26 protein-coding genes are annotated in these 24,146 nt (G+C 65.3%); 5 read left to right on the forward strand and 21 right to left on the reverse strand.

From position 1 onward, the window contains the following. The first annotated feature begins 67 nt into the window (after nt 1-67). Both LFT45_RS13985 and LFT45_RS13990 read left to right on the forward strand, forming a co-directional pair. Entirely contained in the window at nt 68-1,396 is a 1,329-nt protein-coding gene (locus tag LFT45_RS13985; RefSeq protein WP_236803931.1) for a nicotinate phosphoribosyltransferase, read from the forward strand. 19 nt (nt 1,397-1,415) lie between these two features. Continuing rightward, entirely contained in the window at nt 1,416-2,051 is a 636-nt protein-coding gene (locus tag LFT45_RS13990; protein ID WP_236803933.1) for an isochorismatase family protein, read from the forward strand. A gap of 38 nt (nt 2,052-2,089) precedes the next feature. Here LFT45_RS13990 and LFT45_RS13995 read toward each other — a convergent pair whose 3' ends face one another. The 8 genes from LFT45_RS13995 to LFT45_RS14030 all read right to left on the reverse strand — a co-directional run bounded on the left by LFT45_RS13995 (nt 2,090) and on the right by LFT45_RS14030 (nt 11,402). Beyond that, nucleotides 2,090-3,865: a DEAD/DEAH box helicase gene (locus LFT45_RS13995; protein ID WP_236803935.1), complete on the reverse strand. Its 1,776-nt coding sequence runs from the start codon at nt 3,863-3,865 to the stop codon at nt 2,090-2,092. Next, nucleotides 3,865-4,206 carry a DUF3039 domain-containing protein gene (locus tag LFT45_RS14000; protein ID WP_236803937.1) on the reverse strand — a complete coding sequence of 114 codons (342 nt, stop codon included), beginning with the start codon at nt 4,204-4,206 and terminating at the stop codon, nt 3,865-3,867. Before LFT45_RS14000 ends, LFT45_RS13995 begins: the two co-directional genes overlap by 1 nt. Before the next feature lie 51 nt (nt 4,207-4,257). After that, on the reverse strand, nt 4,258-5,040 hold the full coding sequence (gene nagB, locus LFT45_RS14005; protein ID WP_236803939.1) for a glucosamine-6-phosphate deaminase: 783 nt from the start codon (nt 5,038-5,040) through the stop codon (nt 4,258-4,260). Between the two features lie 54 nt (nt 5,041-5,094). Then, nucleotides 5,095-6,666 (reverse strand): transporter, encoded by a 1,572-nt coding sequence (locus tag LFT45_RS14010; protein ID WP_236803941.1) that lies wholly within the window; start codon nt 6,664-6,666, stop codon nt 5,095-5,097. After that, a complete protein-coding gene (locus tag LFT45_RS14015; RefSeq protein WP_236803944.1) occupies nt 6,648-7,412 on the reverse strand; it encodes an ABC transporter ATP-binding protein in 765 nt (254 codons plus the stop codon). Before LFT45_RS14015 ends, LFT45_RS14010 begins: the two co-directional genes overlap by 19 nt. An 84-nt stretch (nt 7,413-7,496) precedes the next feature. Next, the gene (locus tag LFT45_RS14020; protein ID WP_236809356.1) at nt 7,497-8,594 is read right to left on the reverse strand and encodes an NADH:flavin oxidoreductase/NADH oxidase; all 1,098 of its coding nucleotides are present in this window, start codon (nt 8,592-8,594) and stop codon (nt 7,497-7,499) included. Between the two features lie 5 nt (nt 8,595-8,599). Continuing rightward, nucleotides 8,600-9,577: a tetratricopeptide repeat protein gene (locus LFT45_RS14025; RefSeq protein ID WP_236803946.1), complete on the reverse strand. Its 978-nt coding sequence runs from the start codon at nt 9,575-9,577 to the stop codon at nt 8,600-8,602. A gap of 82 nt (nt 9,578-9,659) precedes the next feature. Next, entirely contained in the window at nt 9,660-11,402 is a 1,743-nt protein-coding gene (locus LFT45_RS14030; protein ID WP_236803948.1) for a hypothetical protein, read from the reverse strand. A 192-nt stretch (nt 11,403-11,594) separates the two neighbouring features. Here LFT45_RS14030 and LFT45_RS14035 point away from each other — a divergent pair, with 192 nt between their 5' ends. Next, the gene (locus tag LFT45_RS14035) at nt 11,595-12,962 is read left to right on the forward strand and encodes an AI-2E family transporter (RefSeq protein WP_236803950.1); all 1,368 of its coding nucleotides are present in this window, start codon (nt 11,595-11,597) and stop codon (nt 12,960-12,962) included. A gap of 47 nt (nt 12,963-13,009) precedes the next feature. On the opposite strand, the gene LFT45_RS14040 is transcribed toward LFT45_RS14035, so the two are convergent. Next, nucleotides 13,010-13,807: an alpha/beta hydrolase gene (locus LFT45_RS14040; protein ID WP_236803952.1), complete on the reverse strand. Its 798-nt coding sequence runs from the start codon at nt 13,805-13,807 to the stop codon at nt 13,010-13,012. Between the two features lie 53 nt (nt 13,808-13,860). Beyond that, entirely contained in the window at nt 13,861-14,217 is a 357-nt protein-coding gene (locus tag LFT45_RS14045; protein ID WP_236803954.1) for an ATP/GTP-binding protein, read from the reverse strand. A gap of 142 nt (nt 14,218-14,359) precedes the next feature. On the opposite strand from LFT45_RS14045, the gene nucS reads away from it, so the two are divergent. Beyond that, nucleotides 14,360-15,055 (forward strand): endonuclease NucS, encoded by a 696-nt coding sequence (gene nucS, locus LFT45_RS14050; RefSeq protein WP_236803957.1) that lies wholly within the window; start codon nt 14,360-14,362, stop codon nt 15,053-15,055. Between the two features lie 293 nt (nt 15,056-15,348). Then, nucleotides 15,349-15,552, forward strand: coding sequence for a cold-shock protein (locus tag LFT45_RS14055; protein WP_003804766.1), 204 nt, complete (start codon nt 15,349-15,351; stop codon nt 15,550-15,552). 153 nt (nt 15,553-15,705) lie between these two features. Here the strand turns inward: LFT45_RS14055 and LFT45_RS14060 are convergent, their stop codons facing one another. The 11 genes from LFT45_RS14060 to LFT45_RS14110 all read right to left on the reverse strand — a co-directional run bounded on the left by LFT45_RS14060 (nt 15,706) and on the right by LFT45_RS14110 (nt 24,101). Continuing rightward, nucleotides 15,706-16,137: a DUF2550 domain-containing protein gene (locus LFT45_RS14060; protein ID WP_236803959.1), complete on the reverse strand. Its 432-nt coding sequence runs from the start codon at nt 16,135-16,137 to the stop codon at nt 15,706-15,708. 10 nt (nt 16,138-16,147) lie between these two features. Beyond that, nucleotides 16,148-16,432: a F0F1 ATP synthase subunit epsilon gene (locus LFT45_RS14065; RefSeq protein ID WP_111905897.1), complete on the reverse strand. Its 285-nt coding sequence runs from the start codon at nt 16,430-16,432 to the stop codon at nt 16,148-16,150. Between the two features lies 1 nt (nt 16,433). Then, nucleotides 16,434-17,888, reverse strand: coding sequence for a F0F1 ATP synthase subunit beta (gene atpD, locus LFT45_RS14070; protein WP_111905896.1), 1,455 nt, complete (start codon nt 17,886-17,888; stop codon nt 16,434-16,436). A gap of 72 nt (nt 17,889-17,960) precedes the next feature. Further along, complete coding sequence (locus LFT45_RS14075) at nt 17,961-18,851, reverse strand: F0F1 ATP synthase subunit gamma (RefSeq protein WP_236803961.1); 891 nt, start codon at nt 18,849-18,851, stop codon at nt 17,961-17,963. A 76-nt stretch (nt 18,852-18,927) separates the two neighbouring features. Beyond that, nucleotides 18,928-20,565 (reverse strand): F0F1 ATP synthase subunit alpha, encoded by a 1,638-nt coding sequence (gene atpA, locus LFT45_RS14080; RefSeq protein ID WP_236803963.1) that lies wholly within the window; start codon nt 20,563-20,565, stop codon nt 18,928-18,930. A gap of 83 nt (nt 20,566-20,648) precedes the next feature. Next, a complete protein-coding gene (locus LFT45_RS14085; RefSeq protein ID WP_236803965.1) occupies nt 20,649-21,476 on the reverse strand; it encodes a F0F1 ATP synthase subunit delta in 828 nt (275 codons plus the stop codon). Beyond that, entirely contained in the window at nt 21,476-22,033 is a 558-nt protein-coding gene (locus LFT45_RS14090) for a F0F1 ATP synthase subunit B (RefSeq protein WP_236803967.1), read from the reverse strand. The genes LFT45_RS14085 and LFT45_RS14090 overlap by 1 nt, the downstream gene beginning before the upstream one ends. Before the next feature lie 53 nt (nt 22,034-22,086). Next, nucleotides 22,087-22,305 carry an ATP synthase F0 subunit C gene (atpE, locus tag LFT45_RS14095; RefSeq protein ID WP_003804776.1) on the reverse strand — a complete coding sequence of 73 codons (219 nt, stop codon included), beginning with the start codon at nt 22,303-22,305 and terminating at the stop codon, nt 22,087-22,089. Nucleotides 22,306-22,383: 78 nt separating this feature from the next. After that, nucleotides 22,384-23,184, reverse strand: coding sequence for a F0F1 ATP synthase subunit A (atpB, locus tag LFT45_RS14100; protein WP_102972065.1), 801 nt, complete (start codon nt 23,182-23,184; stop codon nt 22,384-22,386). Between the two features lie 81 nt (nt 23,185-23,265). Then, nucleotides 23,266-23,604 (reverse strand): AtpZ/AtpI family protein, encoded by a 339-nt coding sequence (locus LFT45_RS14105; RefSeq protein WP_236803969.1) that lies wholly within the window; start codon nt 23,602-23,604, stop codon nt 23,266-23,268. Further along, nucleotides 23,604-24,101 (reverse strand): hypothetical protein, encoded by a 498-nt coding sequence (locus tag LFT45_RS14110; protein ID WP_236803971.1) that lies wholly within the window; start codon nt 24,099-24,101, stop codon nt 23,604-23,606. The genes LFT45_RS14105 and LFT45_RS14110 overlap by 1 nt, the downstream gene beginning before the upstream one ends. Nucleotides 24,102-24,146: the final 45 nt, after the last annotated feature.

Genomic DNA, 24,146 nt, shown 5'->3' on the forward strand with positions numbered 1-24,146 from the left:
CGCCGGCGAGGGCCCCGCGGCGAAGCGAAGCGAGACGTGGGAGCCGGTGGGGACTAGAGTGATTTTTGTGAGTAACTCCGCCGGCTGGGAGCAGCCCCGCACGTCCCTGTTCACCGACCATTACGAGCTGACCATGCTGCGGGGGGCCCTCCATTCCGGCGCCGCGCACCGCAAGGCAGTGTTCGAGGCGTTCGCGCGCCGGCTCCCGGACGGGCGCCGCTACGGGATTGTCGGCGGAACGGGCAGGTTGCTCGAAGGCATCATGGCGTTCCGGTTCGGCGACGCGGAACTCGAATTCCTGGCACGCACCGGCGTGGTTAACAAGGAGACGCTCGACTACCTGGCTGACTTCCGCTTCACCGGCGACATCTGGGGATACGCCGAGGGCGAGGCGTACTTCCCCAACTCCCCCATCCTGATCGTCGAATCAACGTTCGCCGAGGCATGCATCCTGGAGACCTACATCCTGTCCGTCCTCAACCACGACAGCGCCATCGCCTCGGCGGCCTCGCGCATGGTGATGGCGGCCGGCCAGCGGCCCTGCATCGAGATGGGGTCCCGGCGGACCCAGGAGGAATCAGCCACGGCTGCCGCCCGTGCCGCCGTCATCGCCGGATTCGACAGCACCTCAAACCTCGAGGCCGGGCTCCGGTACGGGCTCAAGACGGTGGGCACCGCCGCCCACTCCTTCACGCTGCTCCACGACACCGAGCGGGACGCCTTTGAGGCGCAGATCGCCTCCCTGGGGGCCGGCACCTCACTGCTGGTGGACACGTACGACGTCGAAACCGCCGTCCGTACGGCCGTTGACATCGCCGGGGACAAGTTGGGCGCCGTGCGGCTGGACTCCGGCGACCTGGTGGAGCAGGCGCAGTGGGTCCGGCAACTGCTGGATGACCTGGGCAACGAACGCACCCGTATCACGGTGACCTCGGACCTGGACGAATACGCCATTGCGGCCCTGCAGTCCGCCCCCGTCGACTCCTACGGGGTGGGCACGTCCCTCGTGACGGGCTCCGGTGCACCCACCGCCAGCATGGTTTACAAGCTGGTCAGCCGGACCAACGACGCCGGGGATTTTGTTTCGGTGGCCAAGGCCGCCAAGAACAAGACGAGCAAGGGCGGGCGCAAGTACGCCCTCCGCCGGCTCAATGACAACGGCACGGCCACGCAGGAGCTCATCGGGGTGGGCCACCGGCCGGCGGACGACGGCAATGACCGGGCGCTGCTGCAGCAGTTCATCAAGAACGGCGAGCTCCTGCCCGGCTGGACCGGCCACGAAGGCGTCCTGCGCGCCCGGCAGCGCCACGCCGATTCCATGGCCGAACTGCCCTCGGTAGTCCACCGTCTGCACCGCGGCGAGCCGGCCATCCCCACGCTCTATGAGGACAACTGATGGGAACTGAGGAGAACTGATGGCACGGGCACTCATCATCGTCGACGTCCAGAACGATTTCTGCGAGGGCGGCGCGCTGCCGGTGGAGGGCGGGGCCGCCGTGGCCGGGGCCATTAGCGAGTACGTCGAGAACCACCACGGCCAGTTCGACCACATCGTGGCCACGCAGGACTGGCACATCGATCCGGGCACACATTTCTCGGAAGCCCCGGACTTCAAGGACACCTGGCCGCCGCACTGCGTGGCCGGGAGCCCGGGTGCCGAGCTGCACCCGGAACTGGACACCGAACACATCCAGGCCTACTTCCACAAGGGGCTGTACACCGCGGCCTATTCCGGGTTCGAAGGCCTGCTGGCACCGGAGGACGCCGTCCCCACCGGCGAGCGGCAGCCCGGCTCCCTGCCGGGTGCTGCCGACCCCGGTTACGCTCCTGAAGAAGACGCGATCGGCCTCGACGACTGGCTCCAGAGCCACGACGTGGAGGACGTCGTGGTGGTGGGCCTCGCCACCGACCACTGCGTCATGGCGACGTCACTGGATGCTGTCCAGGCTGGCTACGCCGTCACCGTGATCAAACGGCTGACGGCGGGGATCGCCGATGACCTCGACGACACCTACGCCGAAATGGAGCTGGGCGGCGTGGACCTCGAGTAGGTTCCCGCCTCGTTCCCGCCTGCCTACGTCGTGCGGCGTTAAGTCCTGCCGATGAACCAGTCCTGGAGCTTCTTCAGCCTGGACTGGAGCTGCTCCTCGTTGGCCTGTGCCACCGGAGGGCCGCCGCAGACGGTCCGCAGCTTCGTGTGCACCACGCCGTGCGGGGTGCCCGTCCGTGCGGACCAGGCCGCCACGTTCTTGGCCAGCTCGTTCCGCAGGTCCATCAGCATCCGGTGGTCGGGTACCGCGGGGGCGGCGGGCACCGCAGGGCCCTGGCGTTTCTTGCGGCCCTGCTGCTCGTGCTGGCGCTGGCGCAACAGCATGCCCACCTGCTCGGCGTCCAGCAGGCCCGGGATGCCGAGGAAGTCGAGCTCATCCTCGGAGCCGATGTCGCCTCCGGTGCCGAACTCGCCGCCGTCAAACAGCACACGGTCGAAGGAAGCCTGCGAGTCCAGAGCCTCAAACTTGCCCTTGGTCAGGCTGTCCGACGCCTTCTCCTCGCGGTTCGCCTCGTCCATCAGCGACTCTTCGAGGTCCATCAGGCCGTCCCCGTCATCGTTCTGCGGCCGGTCCAGGGCATGGTCACGTTCGGCTTCCATGCTGTTGGCCAGCGCCATCAACGGGGGAACGGACGGCAGGAAGACCGAGGCCGTCTCGCCCCGTTTCCGGGAACGCACAAAGCGACCCACTGCCTGGGCGAAGAACAAGGGGGTGGAGGTGGATGTGGCGTAGACGCCCACCGAAAGACGCGGCACGTCCACGCCTTCGGACACCATGCGCACGGCAACCATCCAGCGCTGGTTGCCCGCGCTGAACTCCTCAATCTTGTTTGAGGCCTTTGCATCATCGGACAGGATCACCGTCGGCGACTCGCCCGTGATCTTCTTGAGCTGGCCGGCGTACGCCCGGGCGTCCTCGTGGTCGGTCGCGATCACCAGGCCACCGGCGTCGGGAACGGACCGCCGGACCTCGCTGAGCCGCTTGTCCGCTCCCGCCAGGACGGCGGGAATCCATTCCCCCGCGGGGTTCAGGGCGGTCCGCCAGGCCTGCGACGTGATGTCCTTGGTGACAGCGGCCTCGCCGAGGGAGGCGGCCATCTCGTCACCCGCGCTGGTGCGCCAGCGCATCTGCCCGGAATAGGCCATGAAGATGACCGGCCGCACCACGTGGTCACGCAGCGCATTGCCGTAGCCGTAGGTGTAGTCCGACTTGGAGCGGCGGATGCCCTCGCGGTCCTCGGTGTACTCCACGAACGGAATGGGTGAGGTATCCGAGCGGAAGGGCGTACCGGTCAGGGACAGCCGCCGGGCCGCGGGGTCGAAGGCCTCGCGGAGACCGTCGCCCCAGGACAGCGCCTCGCCGCCGTGGTGGATCTCATCAAGGATCACCAGGGTGCGGGCGGCTTCGGTCTTGGCCCGGTGCAGCATGGGCTTGCTTGCCACCTGCGCATAGGTCACGGCCACGCCGATGAACCCGCGGCCGTGCTGGCCGTCGGAATTCTTGAAGTTGGGATCAATCGCGATGCCGACACGCGCGGCGGCGTCAGCCCACTGCCGCTTCAGGTGGTCGGTGGGCGCCACGATGGTCACGCGGTTCACCGTGCCGGCCTCGATGAGCATGGAGGCCACCCTGAGCGCAAAGGTGGTTTTGCCGGCGCCGGGCGTGGCCACGGCCATGAAGTCGCGGGGAGCCTTGCTGAAGTAAAGGTCCAGGGCTTCCTGCTGCCAGGCACGGAGCTTCTGGGCGGTTCCCCAGGCTGCACGTTCCGGATAAGCCGGAGGCAGGGTGGGTCCGCCGAAGAGTGTCTCCGTCACTACTTGTTGTTGCCTGAGTCTCCGCCGGACCCCTTGCCGCCGTCGTTGCCCGGGCGGAGGCCGTCATAGACCTCTTTGCACTCCGGGCAGACCGGGAACTTCTGCGGATCCCGTCCGGGCGTCCAGACCTTGCCGCACAGCGCGATGACCGGTTCGCCCGTCATGGCGGACTCCATGATCTTTTCCTTGCGCACGTAGTGCGAGAAGCGCTCACGATCGCCGGGCTCCACTTCCTGGCGCAGTTCCTCGCGCTCAATGGTTGCGGTGGACGATCCGGTGCCGGAAAGCTCACGCATGGGGTCGTTGTCGAGAGGATCCGTCATGCTACTCATGGCATCCATCTTAGCCGTTCCGGACGGGCGGCCGCGGGAGGACCCGGGCGCAGGTTGCTGTCAGAGCCCCTGCCACGCCGGTTTGTGGTCGAAGGTGTGCCGGTAGTAGTCGGCGAGCTTCAGTGACGACGCGGCGGCCTCGTCCACCACGATGGAGGCATGGGGGTGCAACTGCAGGACAGAGGCAGGGCAGATCGCGGCAAGGGGCCCCTCCACGAGGTCGTGGACGGCCTGCGCCTTCTGAGCTCCGGTGGCAATCAGGATCGCGTGCCGCGACTCGAGGATGGTGCCCAGCCCCTGGGTCACCACATGGTGCGGAACCTCTTCAAGGCTGTCGAAAAAGCGGGCGTTGTCGCGCCGGGTCTGCTCGATGAGCGACTTGATCCGGGTGCGGGATGCCAGCGATGATCCCGGCTCGTTGAAGCCGATGTGCCCGTCGGTTCCCAGGCCCAGGAGCTGCAGGTCGATGCCGCCGCGCTCCCTGATCCGGTCCTCGTAGGCCCGGCAGGCTGCCGGGATGTCCGCAGCGCTTCCGTCCGGTCCGAGGACGTTCCCGGGGTCGATGTTGACCCGGTTCGCGAAATCGCGGCGGATCACCTCCCGGTAGGACTCGGGGTGTCCGGGTTCCAGCCCGACGTACTCATCCAGGGTGAAGCCGCAGGCGCGGCTGAAGTCCAGGCCGGCCTGTTCGTGGCGCCGGGCAAGTTCCTCGTAGACCGGCAGCGGCGATGATCCCGTGGCCAGCCCCAGCACTGCGTCGGGCTTGCTCCGCAGCAGGCTTTCCACCGCGTCCGCCACGAGGGAGGCAATCTGCTTGCCGCCCGGAAGTATGACGACTTCCATTTCCGGCCTTTCTCTCAGCTGTCCTGCTAGTCAACCACGGCGGGTAGCTACTTTTCAGCGGTTGACCGTGACCTGGGCCAGGAGCTCGGGGCCGCGGGCATCAAGCCAGCGCCCGCCCACCCGGACCCCCACAATGAACAGGGCCGCGCCCAGGACGGGGCCGAGCGCCAGGTTGATCCAGCCGAACAGCGGATCACCGGTAAGCACCTGCGCCAGGACCAGCCCGGCCTCCGGGAGAACCAGCACCAGGAGCACACCCATCCCGCCAAACTGGACGGCGAGGGTCTGCCCCACGTTGCCCGGCGGCTTCTTGAACGGGCTGTCACCGGGAAGAGGCACGGCAATCGTGTAGCGGGCGGACACCACCGACGACAGGCCCAGCCCGGTCAGCAGCACTCCCATGGATATCCCCAGGATGGAGGGCCACCACGCCCAGTCCCCTGTGATGAAGAACGGCACAATGGCGAGAACCAGCACGGCGGGCAGCGCAAACGCCAGGCAGGCCAGCGCGCGTCCCAGCCGGTCATGGACACCCCGCACGCCTGCGGCCAGGTGCAGGGCAAACGCGGTGTTGTCGTACGAGACATCCCCCGAGATGGACCACGCCAGGAGGAACGCGGTAAGCGGCCCGGTGATCATCAGGACGCCATAGTCATTGGTTTGGCTCCCCTGGAAAGCGAGCACCACCGGCAGCAGCGGAATGACCACCAGCGAACCTGAGTACCGGGGATCACGGAACCAGTAGGTCAGCGCCCGTGCCGTGATGGCGCCGGCCGGTGTGCCGGGCAGGAGCGCGAAGAGCCCGAGCCGCCCGCCCTTCCGGCGTCTGCTTCCGGCATAGGGCGGCGTGACCAGCGCGCGTTCGAGCAGCAGCTTCCAGCACCAGGAAAGCCCGGCGAGCGTGGCCACGGCGATGAGCAGCTTGAGTCCTGCCGGGCCCGCCTGACCCCTTTCGAGGTCGCCGCCCAGTGACCAGGCGGCCCCCAGCGGCGTCCAGGAAATCCTGCCGGCCAGCTCGGACAGAAAGGCTCCTGAACCCGCCATCCCCTGGAAGATGCCGGCGGTGATGGGGCCGAGGAGGACCAGGGGAACCATGAAGGCAATCCCGCTGACGTCCTTGAAACGCCGCGAGGCAGCCAGGCTTGCCGTGGCCGTAGTGACGACGCGGGAAAACACCACACAGGTGAGCACGCCCAGGATGGCGCCGGCCAGTGCGCCCACGGCTGGCAGCACACCGCGAGACCAGGTGACCACGGTTCCCAAAGCGACGAGCAAAGTGGCCAGCCCCGGGAGCCCGATGAGGCCACCGAGTGCGAGGCCGGCCAGCAATTGCGGCATGGGCACGGCCGACATCGTGAACCGGGCCGGGTCCAGCGTCATGTCCACCGCCGAGGCAATGACGGGCACAATCCCCCAGCCCAGCAGGGCGGCCGAGCCGCCGAGCACAACCACTGTCTGGGCCAGGCCCGGATCCTCCTGGCGGAGGAGGACCAACAGCACCACGCACATGCCCACGATTCCCAGCGCATACAGTCCGCCAAAGGCCAGCCCCACCAGCTGCCACGGGCTGCGCCTCAGACCGTTTCGGAGCAGCGTGAGCTTCAGCCTCAGAAGGTGCGCAACCATTCGAGCCCCTCCGTCTGGCTCCTGCCACCCACAAGCTGCACGAACCTCTCCTCCAGGCTCACGCCGGCCCGCACCTGGTCCACCGTTCCGGCGGCCAGGATCCGGCCTCCGGCAATTACGGCGACGTGGTCGCACATCCGCTGCACGAGGTCCATCACGTGGCTGGACACGATCACGGTGCCGCCCGTGGCCACGTATCTTTCCAGGATGTCCCTGATGTTGGCGGCGGACACGGGATCCACGGATTCGAAGGGCTCATCCAGCACGAGGATTTTCGGAGCATGGATCAGCGCTGAGGCCAGCGCGATCTTCTTGGTCATGCCGGCGGAGTAATCCACCACGAGGGTGCCCGCGTCCTGGCTGAGGTCCAAAGCTGCGAGCAGCTCCCCCACCCGGGCAGCCACCACGGCCCTGTCCATGCCACGGAGCAGCCCGGCGTAGGTGACCAGTTGCTCACCGCTGAGCCGGTCAAAGAGCCGCACCCCGTCGGGCAGGATGCCCATCAGCTTTTTGGCCTCCAGCGGCTGCGCCCAGACATCCACCCCGTGGACCACCGCCGTTCCGAAGTCCGGGCGGAGCAGGCCCGTGGCCATGGACAGGGTGGTGGTCTTGCCGGCACCGTTGGGCCCGACAATGCCGAAGAATGAACCGGCGGGAACGTCGAGGCTGATGCCGTCCACCGCGATCTTGGTGCCGAAGCGCTTGGCAAGCCCCCTGATCGAGAGGGCCGTTAAGGGAGTGCTCATGCACTTACCCTAGTCTTGGCCCGTCGCCCCGGGGATCCTCCGGAAGGAGTAGAAACCCCGGAAGGCCGGTACGCCTGAGCGCTGTCAGAACGTGCGGCGCGGCACGGCCCGTTCGTACTGCGGCGCCCAGCGCAGCTCGTGGCCGAGTTCAAAGGCGGCCCGCAGCCACCAGTGCGGATCCCGCAGTGCCGCCCGGGCGATAAAGACGCCGTCGGCCTGTCCGGTGGCCACCACATGCTCGGCCTGGCCGGGGGACGTCAGCAGCCCCACAGTGCCGGTGGCGACTCCTGTTTCGCGGCGGATCCGGGCTGCGAACTCCGTCTGGTAGCCCGGCCCGGGCTGGATCTGCTGGTGCGCCACGGCCCCGCCGCTGGACACGTCCACCAGGTCCACTCCCCGCGCGGCGGCCTGCGCGGCCAGGCTGACCGAGTCCTCGACGCTGATGCCGCCCTCCGCCCAGTCGGTTGCCGAGATGCGAAGCAGCAGCGGCATGGACTCCGGGATGACCTTGCGGACAGCGTCGATGACGGCCAGGGTCAGCCGGTTGCGTGCCTCCGCATCGCCTCCCCAGGCGTCCGTGCGGTCGTTGATCAGCGGGCTCTGGAACTGGTGCAAGAGGTAGCCGTGGGCGCCGTGCAGCTCGATGGTGTCAAAACCGATGCCGACGGCGCGGCTTGCAGCGGCGGCGAAATCCGCGATGACGCGCCCGATGTCATCCTCGGTCATGGCCGCGGGCGGCGCGTAGCCGTCGAACGTCTGGGTGCCCGGTCCCACTGTCTCCCAGCCGCCGTCGGACGCCGGGACCGATCCGCTCCGGCCCGAAAACGGCCAGTAGGTGGACGCCTTCCGTCCCGCATGGGCCAGCTGGGCACCGATCTTGGCGTCGGCGACGCCGTGGCGGTGCACGAAGCGGACGATCCGCTCCCAGCCCTCCGCCTGCTCGTCGTTGTACAGCCCCGCGTCGCGCGGGCTGATGCGCCCTTCGGCGTTGACAGCCGCAGCCTCGGTCAGGATGAGGGCCGCTCCCCCGGCGGCGAACGATCCGAGGTGCATGAGGTGCCAGTCGTTGGGCACTCCGGGGGCCTCGTCAGGTTCGCAGCTGTACTGGCACATCGGCGAAACCCAGCCGCGGTGCTGCAGCTCCAGGGAACGCAGCGTCAGGGGCTGGAACAGCGCGGGCACCGCCACTAAAACAGCACCCGTGCCAGGGCCTGGCGGGCCTTGCCCACGCGTTCATCGGTGGTTCCGACAACTTCGAACAGCTCGAGCAGGCGCACGCGGGCGGACTCGCGTTCCGGGCCGAAGTTCCTGCCGATATACGCGACGACGCGGTTCAGGGCATCCTCCACATGGCCGCCGGCGAGATCAAGGTCGGCAATGCCCAGCTGGGCGGTGAGGTTGTCCGGTTCATCCGCGGCCAGCTGGCGCAGTGCCTCGCCCTCAGGTCCGGAAAGGCTCTGCAGGCGTTCCATGAGTTCCACCTGCGCCAGGCCAGCCTTGGCCTCGGCGTCCGCCGGCATCTCGACGAGCGCCTGCCGGTAGGCAGCGGCCGCAGCAGCGTAGTCACCCTCTTCAATCGCGTCGAAGGCCTTCTGGTGAAGCGGCGGCAGAGGGGCCGGGGCGGATTCTTCCGATGTGCCCGCGCCGCCTCCGACGTTGCCGGTCACTCCGTTGGCGGCCGCAACCGTGAGCAGTTCGTCCAGCAGCGGGCGGATCTGCTCCTCGTCGGCGCCACCCTGGAAGAGCGGAACCGGCTGGCCCTTGAGCACGGCGACGGCGGTGGGAACGGCCTGCACCTGGAACGCCTGGGCCAGTTGCGGGAATGCTTCGATGTCCGCGGCGGCGAGGACCAGCCGGCCGCCGTAACTCTGGATGATCCGGTCAAGCGCATCCAGCACGCTGGTGGACTCGGGCGAATAGGCGGCCCAGAGGGCAAATACCACGGGCACCTGGGCGGACAGCTCCACAAGGCTCTGGAAGTTCGCCTCGGTGACGTCCACCCGGAGCGCGGGTCCGGCGTCGGCCTGCTGGGAATCAGCGGCGCGCGTGTTGCCTGGAGGCGCCGGCGGCGCCGGGCGCTGCTTGAGGGAGGAGAGGTCGACGGCGCCGCGAAGGTTAAGCTGGCTCGCGGCCGAAGGGACAGGGCGGGAAGCTGGCGAACTCATAGCTCCCACTCTAGCCACAAGAGCGGCCGCGGTAAGCACCGCGGCCGCTCGAGTGACGGCAGGTTTACGACAAAGCCGTTCCCTACTTGAAGCTGGCGCCAACCAGTCCGCGCGTGGCGGCCACGAGCTTCATCGGATCCTTCGAGGCGGCCGGCGGCACATAGACGGCCACGGATTCGGCGAATTTCAGCACCATCCCGGTAGTGGTCTCCTTGCCGCCGGCGAGAACGGCCGCATCGTTGCCGATGGACAGCTTGTCGCCCACCGCCTTGGGGGTGCCGTCGAAGTTGAAGGTCAGGCGGCCAAGGACCAGCGCCCCGCCGTCCTCCGTCCGGAACACGACAGTGCTCTCCGGAATGACCTTGTGCGTGAACGCGAACTTGCCGTCGACGCCATCCTTCACGATGTCAGCCTGGTAGGACAGCGTGTCCGCGATGTACGGGGATGATTCCCCTTCAACCAGCTTGCTCTTGAATGTGGAGTTGGACTTGGTCAGCCGGTCAGCCAGGCCGGCGAGCGCTTCCTGCCCGCTGTAGAGCAGGCCGGACTTGTCGTCCGCGGCAAGCGACTCGGTGCCCCCGCGCACGATCGCGGGGAAGGTGGTGCCGGGCTGCAGCGGCGACGTGCCCACAAGCTTGTAGTTTTCCCGCGGCGAGTTCTGCACGAGCGTCAGCAGCTGAGGCACGACGTTGCCTTCGCCCTGCGTAACGGCCATGACAGAGCGCGGCCATTCGCGCTTGTCCGTCACCACCGTGGTCAGGAGCTTCGTGGAACGCACAGGCATGCGCGCGTCATAGGAGGCCACACGCGACCTGATCTTGTAGTTCTGGGTCCGGACCTCAAGTTCCGTTCCGGCAACGCGGGCGGTCAGCTTCTTGGCGTCCTTGGCGGCGTCGCCCGCGTCGGTGGCGCTGGCCACCTGCTCCAGGATGCGGCGGAACTGGGCGTCCAGGACCACCGGCGTGCCCGTCGCTGCAGGGGCTGCGGATGCGCTGTTCGTCGGGGCCGCGGACGTGCTGGCCTGGGCGGCAGCTGCGCCGCCGGCGAGGACAGCGGCGGTGGTGGCCGCGACCACCACGCTGAGCCGCGCGGAGGAGGACCGTTCACCAGCCTTGGCCGCCGCCTTGGCGCGGGCGCGCCGGGCAAACGGGCTGCCCTGCTTGTCCGTGGCCTTGCCGGCGGACCCGCCGTCAGCCGACCCGCCGTCGCGGGGGGCCCCGCCCTTGGGCTTGAGGACCAGCAGTACCCCTCCCGCGATAATGAGGAGTCCGCCGAGGACCATGAGCGGCACGGCCCAGGGCATGGAGGTGTCATTGGGGAACGTCATGGAAATGGACGACGGCGCGGGCTTCTTTCCGTCTGCTGCGAGCAGCAGGGACCAATCGCCGTCGGCCGGGGCGGACCACGTGTAGTCCAGCTCGCCGCTGGCGTTCTCGGTGCTGACCCAAAGGTCGGAGCCGGCAGGCGACGGCGCGCTGGCTTCGCCGTCGGTGTGCTTAACCTGCAGCGACTTCTTGTCCTCGGAAAGTCCGGTGACCGTGTTGTGGGCGGTTTTGCCCACCCAGGCGTCGACGTCATCCGGGCGTCCGGCCGCGAGCAGGAAGCTGCCCTCACCCTTGACCTTGATGGTGACCGTTCCGCCCTCGAGGGTGCGGAGCTTCTGGTCGATCACGGTCAGGGGTGCGGCTTCGCCGGCGGAAGCCGTTGCCGTGACCGTCTCGGCAGGGGCCCAGAAGGTCTTCTGCCCGATGCCGGCCAGCAGTGTCAGGAGGCCGAGCAGCACAAGTGCAACTGCAGTCTTGAAACGCAAAGGAATACCTATCATCAGCGGGGGTTTACCTCCAATAGTAACCGTTTTGTTACCAACAGGCCGGATCGGGGGCCGCGGAGCCCCTGATGCCGGCCCATCGAAACGCCGCCCGCCCGGCTATTCACAAGGCTGCTGATAGTGTTTGCGATGATCATCACATCCGGCCCGCAGCCGCGGCGCCACGCACGGTAAAGGCATCAAAAAGCAGTGACTGAACACACGGATCCGTCCATGCGCGGCCCCGAAGATCTGCCCGACGCCGACTCCCCCCAGAGCCTGCCGGCACCACAGGACACTGCTGCACACCACGCGGCAGAGTCCAGCACCGCGCCGCAGCCCGCCCCGCACCAGAAGCCCGTCAAGACGAAGGGCCGTCCGGCAGCCCTCGGTGCCGTGCTGAGGCGTCTGCGCCAGCCGATCCCCGGCGCCCAGCCGCGGCTCCGGTTTGAATTCCCGCCAGAGCATCCCGACAACCTTCAGGCAGAAGATGCCGGCGAATCCGGGGACACCGAGCGTTTCGGTTCGCCCGGGCCCCGCATCTCGACGCAACACCCGCTGTACCTGGGATTCATGGGCACCGTGGGCGTCGGCTTGGCCCTCCTGGTCTACTGGATCGGTTCCCACACCACCCAGCTACTGCTCTGGATCGTGGCCGCCCTGTTCATCGCCCTCGGCCTGGACCCGGTGGTGCGCTGGCTGGAGGGCAGGAAGATCCCCCGGCCCGCCGGCATCCTCGTGTCGGTATCCGTGCTGATGCTCGCCGTCGTCGGCTTCTTCGCCACCCTCATCCCCACGATCGTGGAGCAGGTCACCGAGCTCGTGAAGCAGGCTCCAGTGTGGGTGCGCGACTTCATTAACTCGGATTTCTTCCGGACGGTGGACAACCAGTTCGGCGTTCGCGACCGCATCACGGAGGAACTGGACAAGTTCGTCAAGAACCCGGAGGCCATGAGCGGCATCTTCGGCGGCGTCGTCGGCTTCGGTTCGACGGTGGCCAATGGCCTCTTCGGCACCCTGATCGTGCTGGTGCTCAGCCTGTACTTCCTCGCCGCCCTGCCCGCAATGAAGAAATGGGGCTACCGGCTGGCACCGCGGTCCCGGCGGGGACGGGTTGAGGCGCTGTCCGAGGAGATCAGCCGCTCCGTGGGCAACTACGTCATCGGCCAGGCGGTGGTCGCCCTCCTGAATGCCACCTTTGCCTTCATTGTCATGTCCATCATCGGCGTTCCGTTCGCCGTGCTGCTGACGTTCGTGGTGGCGCTGCTGGCCTTCATCCCCCTGGTGGGCGGGCTCATCGCCGGCGTGGTGGTCATCCTGATCACGCTGACGCTGGGCTGGCAGTCCGCCCTGGCCTACGCCATCTGCTACTTCGCCTACCTGCAGTTCGAGGCGTACTTCATCTCGCCGCGCATCATGCAGAAAGCAGTGGCGGTGCCGGGCGCCGTTGCTGTCATCTCGGTGATAGCGGGCGGCAGCCTGCTAGGCGTCCTGGGGGCACTCATTGCCATCCCGACGGCGGCCGCCACCCTGCTGCTCATCAAGGAGATCTACATCGTGCGCCAGGACAAGCACTAAACACGGGCAAGAATTAGACACAGGCAAGCACCAGGCTCACCCAAGCATTAGACGGCGGCGGCCACCGGCCCTTCCCATTCCTGCGGCAGGCCCTCGACTCCCGCGCCGTCGCGGGTGACGTCGTCCACGATCTCATTCAGCACCCGGGCGGCCTGCTTCTCCCCCACCCAAAGGTGCTTGGCGCCGTCGACCCCCACCACCCTGGCCTGCGGCACAAGGCCGAACCGGGCCTCTGCGGCGGCGGGCCGGAGGTAGTCGTCGTGCTCGGGCACCAGGACGGTCAGCGGCTTGCCGGCGGCCGCCCAGAGCAGCAAGTGCTCGTCGGTGGCGCGGTGCAGCGGCGGGGACAGCAGCACTGCGCCCTCCACCTGGGACGCCACCGGTTCCACGGCGCCGTACATGAGGGCGAGCTCGGTGCCGAAGGACCAGCCCACCAGCCAGCGGTTCGGCAGCCCCCGCTCGACGGCGAAGCGCACGGCCGCCTCCACGTCGTACCGCTCGCCGATGCCCTCTTCAAAGGTTCCGTCGCTGGTTCCGCGCGGCGAGGACGTGCCCCGGGTGTTGAAGCGCAGTACGGCCACTCCGGCCAGCGCCGGCAGCCGGTAGGAGGCCTTGCGGTACACGTGGGAATCCATGAAACCGCCATGTGTGGGCAGCGGATGGAGGGTGATCAGCGTGGCAGTGACCGGACCCGATTCCGGCAGAGCCAGTTCGCCCACAAGAGTGTGGCCGTCCTCGGTGTGAATTTCGATGTTTTCGCGCCGGGCGGGAAGCACCGTGGAGGCGCGGATCGTGGTGGCTGCTGATGGCTGGCTGAAAACGTACGACGCCGGGTCAAAAGTCATGCGCACCAGCTTATCTTCCGGCCGGGCTGCTCCCGGTACGGGTCCACAGGGCGTTAGCGGTACCGGAAGTTACGGGACGTCCAGCAGTTGGTGTGCCAGTGGCGCCGCTCGGCCAGCCCCGCGGCGGCTCCGAACAGGTGGTCGTCCGCCCAGACCACAAGGTGTGCGATCCCGGGCTGCACAGCGGTGGAGCAGCCCGGACAGATGTACGTCTTCTCGGCGTTGCGCGCCGTCATGGTGCGCACCATCCAGTCGCCGTCCGGCGCGCTTTCCCTGCGGGCGATTCCCGCGCGGGCTCTCTCCAGGTCAAGTTCCGGGGCGGGACCTGCGCCGTGCTTTCCTCCGCCCGGCGTGTTTCCGGCGGCACCGCGACCGACTCTGGGGCGGCGGGGACGGTTGGAGCGGGGCATGCCTCCATTCTGCCTTAGCGGATCCCCATGCCCTGCGCTGCATGACACCGCGCTACTGCACGCCGCGGTTTCGTCCCTGCCTCGCGGCCCTGCAGGGCAGGCCCTGCAGGGAAGACACTGCAGAGAAGGTATGGTGTAGGGCGTGCGTCTCGTCATAGCCCGTTGCTCCGTTGATTATGTTGGCCGGCTCAAAGCCCATCTCCCCCTCGCCACCCGGCTCCTGCTGGTGAAGGCCGACGGTTCGGTGCTGGTGCACTCCGACGGCGGCTCCTACAAGCCGCTGAACTGGATGAGCCCGCCCGCCGTTCTCCGCGTCACCTCCCCGGAGGACGCCGAAGTCGAAGTTGGCGTCGTAGAGCAGTGGACGGTGCAGTCGGCCAAGACGGACGACCGGCTCATTATCAACATCCATGAACAGCTCCACGACAGCTCCCACGAACTGGGACAGGACCCCGGCCTGATCAAGGACGGCGTCGAGGCCGACCTGCAGCGGCTCCTCGCCGACCAGATCGAAACCCTCGGGGAAGGGTTCTCCCTGATCCGGCGGGAGTACTTCACCGCCATCGGACCAGTGGACATCCTTGCCCGGGATGCCGGCGGCGCCACGGTGGCCATTGAGCTGAAGCGCCGCGGGGACATCGACGGTGTGGAGCAGCTGACCCGGTACCTTGAACTGCTCAACCGGGATCCCCTGCTGGCACCGGTACGCGGCATCTTCGCCGCCCAGCAAATCAAGCCGCAGGCCAGGGTGCTTGCCACGGACCGTGGCATTGACTGCGTGACCCTGGATTACGACGCGATGCGGGGCGTGGACGACGTCGAGTCCCGGCTTTTCTGACCCTACTTTTAGGCTGCGGGGCCGTAACGGATGGGTGATCAGGCGTTCACTGCGTATTTGCCCAAAATTTGGCGTAATTCGCGTTTTGACCGTTGACCAGACGGTTTGCCCATGAAATTCTTATACCAGTCTTTGTGTAGGTGGTTTTCATGCTCGCAAGACATGTTGCGAGCGCGAAGCTCCTGCAACGCAATTCCGGTCATCGGGGGTGCAGGCCAGGATTCTTCTCGCGGAGTAACCAAGACCAGTACGAGGTGTGCTGGCCTTAAAAGTTCCATACTGAGGAGAAATAAATGGCACAGGGAACCGTCAAGTGGTTCAACGCTGAAAAGGGCTTCGGCTTCATCACCCCGGACGACTCCGATGGCGATGTCTTCGTTCACTACTCCGAGATCCAGACCGGTGGCTTCAAGACCCTCGACGAGAACCAGCGCGTTCAGTTCGAAATCGGCCAGGGTGCCAAGGGCCCCCAGGCGACGGGCGTAACCGTCGTCTAATTTGTCGCAAAATAAATGATCCTCGGCATTCGTGCCGGGGATCATTTTTTGTGTCACTAATATTTTCAGACCATGAAACATTCACGGCGCCGCCTTGTGCGATTCAGGCCGGTGCGATTCAGACCGGTGCGATTCAGGCCGGTGGCGGCAGCCTCAGCGCCAGGTCCCCACGCCGATGACCGGGCCGGCTTCAAGCCACGAGGACAAACCCGTGTAGGCGTCGAACTTCATGGCCAGGAAGACATCCTCCCCTTCGTACCGAAGCTCCACGATCACCACATCGGGCTGCACCTTGACCAGTTCCGCCTCCGTGGGCTGGCGCCGGCCCAGCAGCTCAAGGGAACTCCGTTTGAAACGGTGGCCGGGCCGAACGCTCAGGGACAGCAGCCTGAACCACTCAAGCTCATTGTCCTGATAACGACAAACCCCCATCCGCCAGCTCTTTCCAGCCGTACGAATGGAGGCGTCCACCGTGCCCAGGGCGCGCCGCAGGTTGAAGCGGCGCACCCCAAACAGGCACAGCGTAAAAATCAGCACCGCAAACACGGTTGCTATGGCGATGAACGGAAAGGAAGTAACGTCCATCAGGGTTGTGCTATCGGATCCCCGCAGTGGCCGCGTCACCCAGTTGGGCGTTGTCAGCAACAATTACCACCCGGTCGTTGTCGACGGAGAAGAACCCGCCGTCAACATCCACGGCAATGCGGTCGCCGGAAACCGGCTCGATTGCCAACTGGCCCTCGGCCAAAATCGCCAGCACGGGCGAGTGGCCGGGCAGGATTCCGATTTCACCATCGCTGGTGCGGGCCTTGACCATCTTGGCCGCCCCGGACCACACGAAGTGATCCGCTGCGACAATCTCAACCTCAAGCTCAGCCATATTACTTGGTCTGTTCCTGAATCTTGGCCCACTGGCGCTCAACGTCATCCAGGCCGCCGACGTTGAAGAACGCCTGCTCTGCGATGTGGTCGAGTTCGCCGTCGCAAATCGCGGAGAAGCCTTCAACGGTGTCCTTGATGGAAACCGTGGAGCCCTCAACGCCGGTGAACTGCTTGGCGGTGTAGGTGTTCTGCGACAGGAACTGCTGGATACGGCGCGCACGCGAGACGACGATCTTGTCCTCTTCGGAGAGTTCGTCGACACCGAGGATGGCGATGATGTCCTGGAGTTCCTTGTTCTTCTGCAGGATCTGCTTCACACGGACAGCCGTGTTGTAGTGGTCCTTGCCGATGTACTGCGGGTCCAGGATTCGGGACGTCGAAGTCAGCGGGTCCACTGCGGGGTACAGACCACGGGAGGCGATTTCACGGGAAAGTTCCGTGGTGGCGTCCAGGTGTGCGAACGTCGTGGCCGGTGCCGGGTCGGTGTAGTCATCTGCGGGGACGTAGATGGCCTGCATCGAGGTGATGGAGTGGCCCTTGGTGGACGTGATGCGCTCCTGGAGGAGGCCCATCTCGTCGGCAAGGTTCGGCTGGTACCCCACGGCGGAGGGCATGCGGCCCAGCAGCGTGGAAACCTCGGAACCTGCCTGCGTGAAGCGGAAGATGTTGTCGATGAAGAGCAGCACGTCCTGGTTCTGGACATCGCGGAAGTACTCCGCCATGGTCAGGGCGGACAGGGCCACGCGAAGACGCGTTCCAGGCGGCTCGTCCATCTGGCCGAACACAAGGGCGGTGTCCTTGAGGACGCCTGCCTCTTCCATTTCAACCCAGAGGTCGTTACCTTCACGGGTACGCTCGCCGACACCGGCGAATACGGAAGTACCACCGAAGTTGCGGGCAACACGGGTGATCATTTCCTGGATCAGAACGGTCTTGCCCACGCCGGCGCCGCCGAACAGGCCGATCTTTCCACCCTTGATGTACGGGGTGAGGAGGTCGATGACCTTGATGCCCGTTTCGAGCATTTCGGTGGAACCCTCGAGGGACGCGAAGGACGGGGCCTTGCGGTGGATCGGCCAGTAGTCCGAAGCCTGGATCTCGGACTCGTCGACGTCCAGCGGCTTGCCGAGGACGTTGAAGATGTGGCCCTTGACGCCGTCGCCAACAGGCACGGTGATCGGGGAACCGCTGTCGACCACGGACGTGCCGCGGACCAGGCCGTCGGTTGCCTGCAGGGAGATAGCGCGGACGAGGTTGTCACCCAGGTGCTGTGAGGTCTCGAACGTGATGGTCTTGGTCTCACCGTTGAGAGTGATCTCGGTGGTGAGTGCGTTGTAAATCGAGGGGATTGCGTCAGCCGGGAATTCGACGTCGACAACCGGGCCAATGACACGTGCGATACGGCCGGTGGCACCGGCCGTTGCGGCTACGTGTTCGGTAGCGGTGGCAGTCATCTCTCTCACTTCACTCGTAGATGGCGTGGGGTTAAGTTTATCTTTTGTTGCAGGGGTCCGGGACCGGTCCGGCTACGACGCGAGTGCGTCGGCGCCGGCCACGATTTCGGAAAGCTCCTGCGTAATCTCTGCCTGGCGGGCGGTGTTGCGCAGACGCGTGTACTTCTTGATGAGGTCCGTGGCGTTGTCGCCGGCGGATTTCATAGCCCGCTGGCGTGCAGCAAGCTCAGAAGCCGCTGCCTGCAACATGGCCGCGAAGATGCGGGATTCGATGTAGCGCGGCAGGAGTGCGTTGAGCACCTGTTCCGGCTCCGGTTCGAACTCGTAAAGCGGCAGCAGTTCCGATTCGGAGGCCGCCTGCTCTTCCACAACTTCGAGGGGAAGAAGTCGGATGACGGTCGGCTCTTGCGTCACCATGGACTTGAAGCGGGTATACACAACGTGGATCTCGTCCACGCCGCCCTCTTCGAAGTCAGTGGCGAAGTCTTCGAGCAGGGCCGCGCCGATTTCCTGCGCCGTGGCGAACTCAGGGGCATCGGTGTTGCCGGTCCAGACGCGCCCATAGGGACGGTTCCGGAACTCGAAGTAAGCCTGCGCCTTGCGGCCCAGCAGGAACGTCTTGACTTCCTTGCCTTCGGCACGGAGCAACTCATTCAGGCCTTCGGCCTGCTTGAGCACGCTGGCGGAATACGAACCTGCAAGGCCGCGGTCTGAGGTGATGACCAGGACGGCGGCCCGGCGGATGTTCTCCGGCTCGGTAGTCAGGGGGTGGTCAATTTCGCTCTGGCTTGCGACAGCAGAAACAGCGCGCGTGATCGCGTTCGCGTAAGGCAGTGAAGCTGCCACCCGGGCACGGGCCTTGCCAATGCGCGAGGTAGCGATCAGTTCCATCGCCTTGAAGATCTTGCGCATCGACGTCGTCGAGCTGATCTTCTGACGGTAGACCCGGATCTGGGCTCCCATACTTATCCTTTCCTAAGATCCCGATGGCCGGGACTGCCGGACCCCCAAAGGGTTCCGGCAGTCCCTGCCAGCGAAACTAGCGCTTCTGCCTGACGATTTTTTCCTGGTCGACCTGACCCTCCGAGATAGCTTCATGCTCCTCGTGGCCGGCGCCCACCAGCTGGTTGTCCCCCTCGCCGAAGAAGCCCTTCTTGAAGTCCACGATGGCGGTCTTCAGTGCTTCGACGGTGTCATCGCCCAGAACGTTGGTCTGAGCCAGCGTCGTGAGGATGGAGGACTTGTGCTTGAGGTGGTCCAGGAATTCGGACTCGAAGCGGCTGATGTCCTCAACCGGAACGTCGTCCAGGTAGCCCTGGGTACCGGCCCAGATGGACACAACCTGGTTCTCGACCGGGAACGGCGAGTACTGGCCCTGCTTGAGCAGTTCCATCAGGCGTGCACCCCGGGTCAGCTGCTGGCGGGATGCGGCATCGAGGTCCGATGCGAACATCGCGAACGCCTGCATGTCGCGGTACTGGGCAAGATCCAGCTTCAAGGTACCGGAGACCTTCTTCATGGACTTGACCTGGGCGGCACCGCCAACGCGGGACACCGAGACACCAACGTCAACAGCGGGGCGCTGGTTGGCGTTGAAGAGGTCAGACTGCAGGAAGATCTGGCCATCAGTGATGGAGATCACGTTGGTCGGGATATAGGCGGAAACGTCGTTTGCCTTGGTTTCGATGAGCGGCAGACCGGTCATCGAGCCTGCGCCGAGTTCGTCGGAGAGCTTGGCACAACGCTCCAGCAGGCGGGAGTGCAGGTAGAAGACGTCACCCGGGTAGGCTTCGCGTCCCGGGGGGCGGCGGAGCAGCAGCGACACGGCCCGGTAGGCTTCGGCCTGCTTGGACAGGTCATCAAACACGATGAGTACGTGCTTGCCGCCGTACATCCAGTGCTGGCCGATGGCCGAACCGGCGTACGGTGCAAGGTACTTGAAGCCGGCCGGGTCGGAAGCCGGGGAGGCAACGATCGTGGTGTACTCCAGCGCTCCGTTGTCCTCAAGGGTCTGGCGGATTGCTGCGATCGTAGACGCCTTCTGGCCGATGGCGACGTAGACGCAGCGGACCTGCTTGGTGACATCCCCGGAAGCCCAGTTGGCCTTTTGGTTGATGATCGTGTCGATCGCGATCGCGGACTTGCCGGTCTGGCGGTCGCCGATGATCAGCTGGCGCTGGCCGCGGCCGATCGGAATCATGGCGTCGATGGCCTTCAGGCCGGTCTGCATTGGCTCATGCACAGACTTGCGCTGGGTAACGCCAGGTGCCTGGAGTTCCAGGGCACGGGTGGTCTCGGCCTTGATCTCGCCGAGGTCGTCGATCGGCACACCCAGGGGGTCCACCACGCGGCCAAGGAAGGCGTCGCCCACCGGCACGGACAGAACCTGTCCGGTGCGGTGAACTTCCTGGCCCTCTTCGATGCCGTAGAAGTCACCGAGGATGATGACACCGATCTCGCGCACGTCGAGGTTCTGGGCGAGGCCCAGGGTGCCGTCTTCGAAGCGAAGCAGCTCGTTCGCCATGACCGAGGGAAGGCCCTCAACACGGGCGATGCCGTCACTTGCGGTGGTCACACGGCCGACCTCTACGCGCTCTGCGTTTCCGGGTTCGTAGGACGCCGCGAATTCGTTCAACGCATTACGGACGTCGTCGGCGTTGATGGTCAATTCGGCCATCTGCAGTCCCTGCTCTCCTGTATTCGTGATCATCGTTGCTCACGATGACCGGGGTTTCTATCAGTTGTGTTGTGCTTGTCCGGCTAGCCGGCCAGCTGGCGCTGAAGGTCGTTCAGGCGGGTGAGGAGCGAAGCGTCGAGCACTTCGTCCCCCACCTGAACCCGGATGCCGCCGATCAGCGTGGGATCAACGTTGAAGTTGACCTTCAGCTCGCGTCCGTAAAGGGAGTTCAGTCCCTGCTGCAGACGGTTCTCCTGCGTCCCCGTGAGGGGACGCGTGACGCTGACCGTCGCAATCCAGCGCTGCTGGCGCTTGGCGGCGAGCTCGGCGAAACGGCTCACGAGTTTGGTTGCCTTGATGCCACGGGGCTGCGCGACCGCCTGTCCGATGAGGACCTTGGCTTCCTCACTTGCGGAAGGAACCAGCCTCTCGGCCAGGGCGATCTTTGCAGCAGCGCTGGCCTGCGGTTCAGACAGGGCGCGCTGCACATCGTGGTTGGCAGCCACGGCCTGGTTGAAGGAGAAAAGATCGTTCTCCAGCTCTTCCAGGCCGGTGATACCGGAGGCAGAAACGGCCGACTTGTTTTCAGCAACGGCGATGACCACCGTTGCGGCAAGCGTCTCGAGTGCATCGCCGATGTCTCGCGCCGATGCCCAGCGTGAGCTGGCCAGACCGGCTGCGATGTCCACGGCTTCAGCGGAAGCTTTTCCGCTGAAGAGCTGCTTGATCAACGCCGACTTTTCCTCACCGCTGCGGGAGGGGTCAGTCAGGGCGCGGCGCAAACCAGCCGAGCTGTCTACCGCTCCCAGGATCCCGAAAAGTTCCTTTGCCAACTGCAGCGATGCAAACGGAAGCTTTGGCTCCAGCTCGGTCAGCGCCTTGGTCAGCGATTCGCTCGATACACCTGCCATTACTTAGCTACACCTGCGTTCTGGGTCTCCAGATCAGCCAGGAAGCGGTCAACGACGCGTGCTGCACGTGCGTCGTCCTCGAGGGTTTCCCCAACGATGCGGCCCGCAAGCGTGGTGGCAAGGGTGCCCACCTCCGAACGCAGCGACACAACGGCCGCCTGGCGCTCGGATTCGATCTGCGCGTGTGCCTGAGCGGTGATGCGTGCAGACTCTGCTGCAGCCTTCTCCTTCAGTTCCGCCAGGATCTGGGCGCCTTCGGCACGCGCTTCCTCACGGATACGGTTTGCCTCGGCACGGGCATCGGTGAGCTGCTGCTTGTACTCTTCGAGTGCAGCAGAAGCCTCAGCCTGAGCCTTCTCAGCCTTGGCGATGCCGCCCTCGATGGCCTCGGCACGCTCTGCAAACGTCTTCTCGAACATCGGGACAACGAACTTGACCACGATGAAAAAGAGGACAGCAAAGCCGGCGAGGACGACGCCCATTTCCCAAAGATTGGGAACGAGCGGGTTAGCCGCCTCGGCGCCTTCAGCGGCGGCTGAGATGATCAGCTGATTCATATTTCACCCGTCCTTATCTACTCGGTTCTGAATGTTCGCTTGGTTCTGAAGGTTTACTTGAGAACGAAAGCGAAGACCAGGCCCAGGATGGCGAGGGCTTCAGTCAGCGCAAGGCCGAGGAATGCGATCGGCTGCAGGACGCGCTGGGCTTCCGGCTGACGTGCCACACCGTTGATGTAGGCAGCGAACACGAGACCCACACCGATACCACCGCCGATGGCCGAGAGACCGTAGCCGATGAGGTTGAGGGAGCCGTTGATGGAGCCTTCCATTTTTCTTCCTTTCAAGATGCCATGTATATGGCAGGTTGTTTGGGTTGCTTCATCCCCACGAGGGGAAGTTTGGGGTGCCTAGTGGCTGTCGGCGTGGAGTGCGCCTTCGATGTAGATCGCAGTCAGCAGTGTGAACACGTACGCCTGCAGCGCCATGATCAGCGCTTCCAGCATGTACATGGCAATCGCGCCGGCCAGAACCAGCACGGAGGTGCCCTTGAGAAGGACGTTCTCCTGCATGACGAGGTATTCAATGCCTGAACCGGCAATCATGACGATCAAGTGACCGGCCAGCATGGTGGCGAAGAGACGCAGGCTGTGCGTGACCGGACGGACCAGGAAGTTGGAGATGATCTCGATCGGAATGACGATCGGGAGGATGTAGACCGGGACACCGGAGGGAACGGTGGCGAGCTTGAAGTAGCGCAGGCCGTTCTTCTTGATGCCGATGCCGATCCAGGTGACGTACACAATGGCGGCCAGCACGTAGGCGCCGCCGACGTGCGAGAAGCTCGGGAGCTGGATCACCGGGATTGCACCGTAGATGTTGTTCACCAGGATGAAGAAGAACAAGCTGAACAGCAGCGGGACATACTTGATGAAGTCCCTGCCGCCGATGATGTCCTTGGCGATGCTGTTGCGGACGAAGCCGTAGGCGGCCTCACCTGCGAACTGCAGCTTGCCGGGAACGAGCTGCTGCTTCCGCGCAGCGAGCACAAAGAATGTGGCGATAATGACGACGGACAGGATAACCAGCAGCATCTGCTTGGAGAATCCGTCTGCCGCACCCCACGGCAGGATTGCCGGCAGGTGCATTTCTTCAATTCCGGGAGGTGTGAACTCTCCTGAATTTTGGGCCGGGAGCGCAAGCGCGATCAACGCGTTTCCTCTCTGCAGTGTCCATCGTTGGGCGTTGGTAAGGTTCCGGCGCGCGTCATGCTTGCCCTCCCCCTCGTGAAATTATTTGGCATTACTGTTCCCGTCCTCAGACGGGCCGCTGGCTGCACCGTTCCCGCCAGTTGGTTTCCTTGAACTGGTGAGGCCGTGCATATGGGACAGATAGAACCCTCCCGCAGCTCCAAGCAGAGCGCCTACGAGCACAATCCAGCGGGTTCCCCACAGATAATCCAGTCCCCACCCTATCAAACTCCAGACGATGATTCCGCCAATTATGTAGCTAAAGACGGCCATTCCAGCGTTGTAACCGCCGTCGGAATTTTCGCTGGGTACGGCGGCAGGACCGGGCGTCGGTTCAGGTGCCTTAGGCTCGTTTTTCCCGGGGTGCTTGTGCTTGGTCATCAGTGTTGCTCACCGTTCGACTTGGGGCCGCTATCCGGTTCGGGGTCGTTGAAGATCTGCAGCCGGGCTTTGCTGAAACCGTAGATCTCGGCAGCCTGCCACGTGACCACAGCCACGACGGCGCCTATGACGAACCAGCGGCCGTGCAGCCAGTCGGGAGCACCCACTGCGAACAACACCACGGCGAAACCGATGACCTTGACGAAGTAGGTAGCCACGAACAGGCCGACGGCACCCGAAGGGTTGTTGCGACCCACAAAGTGTCCGATCAGCAGGCTGATGGCGAAGAACACGACCACCAGCAGGCCGCCGAGGCTGCTGGACACAACACCGGTCCAGCCGTTCAGCAGCACGGCCACCACGCCGGTTAGGACGAGCGCTCCGCATGAGACTGCAGAACTGAGTCCAAGCAGGCCGAGCCAGAGCGACCGCGTGGGCCCGGAGACACCAACGGATTCCTTGCCGGACACAGGTCCGGGCTCGGCGTTGGAGGACATGCGAACCAATCTTCGGGGCAGGGTGGAGTGGTGCAGGAAAGACCC

Source organism: Arthrobacter sp. FW305-BF8, from assembly GCF_021789315.1.
GTDB lineage: Bacteria > Actinomycetota > Actinomycetes > Actinomycetales > Micrococcaceae > Arthrobacter.

Excerpts from the sequence above, each read along its gene's own strand:
- LFT45_RS14110 (WP_236803971.1), bottom strand. The coding sequence starts at position 24,101 with ATGTCCTCCAACGCCGAGCCCGGACCTGTGTCCGGCAAGGAATCCGTT.
- LFT45_RS14000 (WP_236803937.1), bottom strand. The coding sequence starts at position 4,206 with ATGGATGCCATGAGTAGCATGACGGATCCTCTCGACAACGACCCCATG.
- atpD (WP_111905896.1), bottom strand. The coding sequence starts at position 17,888 with ATGACTGCCACCGCTACCGAACACGTAGCCGCAACGGCCGGTGCCACC.
- LFT45_RS14090 (WP_236803967.1), bottom strand. The coding sequence starts at position 22,033 with ATGAATCAGCTGATCATCTCAGCCGCCGCTGAAGGCGCCGAGGCGGCT.
- LFT45_RS14085 (WP_236803965.1), bottom strand. The coding sequence starts at position 21,476 with ATGGCAGGTGTATCGAGCGAATCGCTGACCAAGGCGCTGACCGAGCTG.
- LFT45_RS14015 (WP_236803944.1), bottom strand. The coding sequence starts at position 7,412 with ATGAGCACTCCCTTAACGGCCCTCTCGATCAGGGGGCTTGCCAAGCGC.
- atpA (WP_236803963.1), bottom strand. The coding sequence starts at position 20,565 with ATGGCCGAATTGACCATCAACGCCGACGACGTCCGTAATGCGTTGAAC.
- LFT45_RS14075 (WP_236803961.1), bottom strand. The coding sequence starts at position 18,851 with ATGGGAGCCCAGATCCGGGTCTACCGTCAGAAGATCAGCTCGACGACG.
- LFT45_RS14040 (WP_236803952.1), bottom strand. The coding sequence starts at position 13,807 with ATGACTTTTGACCCGGCGTCGTACGTTTTCAGCCAGCCATCAGCAGCC.
- LFT45_RS14030 (WP_236803948.1), bottom strand. The coding sequence starts at position 11,402 with ATGATAGGTATTCCTTTGCGTTTCAAGACTGCAGTTGCACTTGTGCTG.
- atpE (WP_003804776.1), bottom strand. The coding sequence starts at position 22,305 with ATGGAAGGCTCCATCAACGGCTCCCTCAACCTCATCGGCTACGGTCTC.
- LFT45_RS14010 (WP_236803941.1), bottom strand. The coding sequence starts at position 6,666 with ATGGTTGCGCACCTTCTGAGGCTGAAGCTCACGCTGCTCCGAAACGGT.
- LFT45_RS14105 (WP_236803969.1), bottom strand. The coding sequence starts at position 23,604 with ATGACCAAGCACAAGCACCCCGGGAAAAACGAGCCTAAGGCACCTGAA.
- LFT45_RS14025 (WP_236803946.1), bottom strand. The coding sequence starts at position 9,577 with ATGAGTTCGCCAGCTTCCCGCCCTGTCCCTTCGGCCGCGAGCCAGCTT.
- LFT45_RS14045 (WP_236803954.1), bottom strand. The coding sequence starts at position 14,217 with ATGCCCCGCTCCAACCGTCCCCGCCGCCCCAGAGTCGGTCGCGGTGCC.
- nagB (WP_236803939.1), bottom strand. The coding sequence starts at position 5,040 with ATGGAAGTCGTCATACTTCCGGGCGGCAAGCAGATTGCCTCCCTCGTG.
- LFT45_RS14065 (WP_111905897.1), bottom strand. The coding sequence starts at position 16,432 with ATGGCTGAGCTTGAGGTTGAGATTGTCGCAGCGGATCACTTCGTGTGG.
- LFT45_RS14060 (WP_236803959.1), bottom strand. The coding sequence starts at position 16,137 with ATGGACGTTACTTCCTTTCCGTTCATCGCCATAGCAACCGTGTTTGCG.
- LFT45_RS13990 (WP_236803933.1), top strand. The coding sequence starts at position 1,416 with ATGGCACGGGCACTCATCATCGTCGACGTCCAGAACGATTTCTGCGAG.
- LFT45_RS14055 (WP_003804766.1), top strand. The coding sequence starts at position 15,349 with ATGGCACAGGGAACCGTCAAGTGGTTCAACGCTGAAAAGGGCTTCGGC.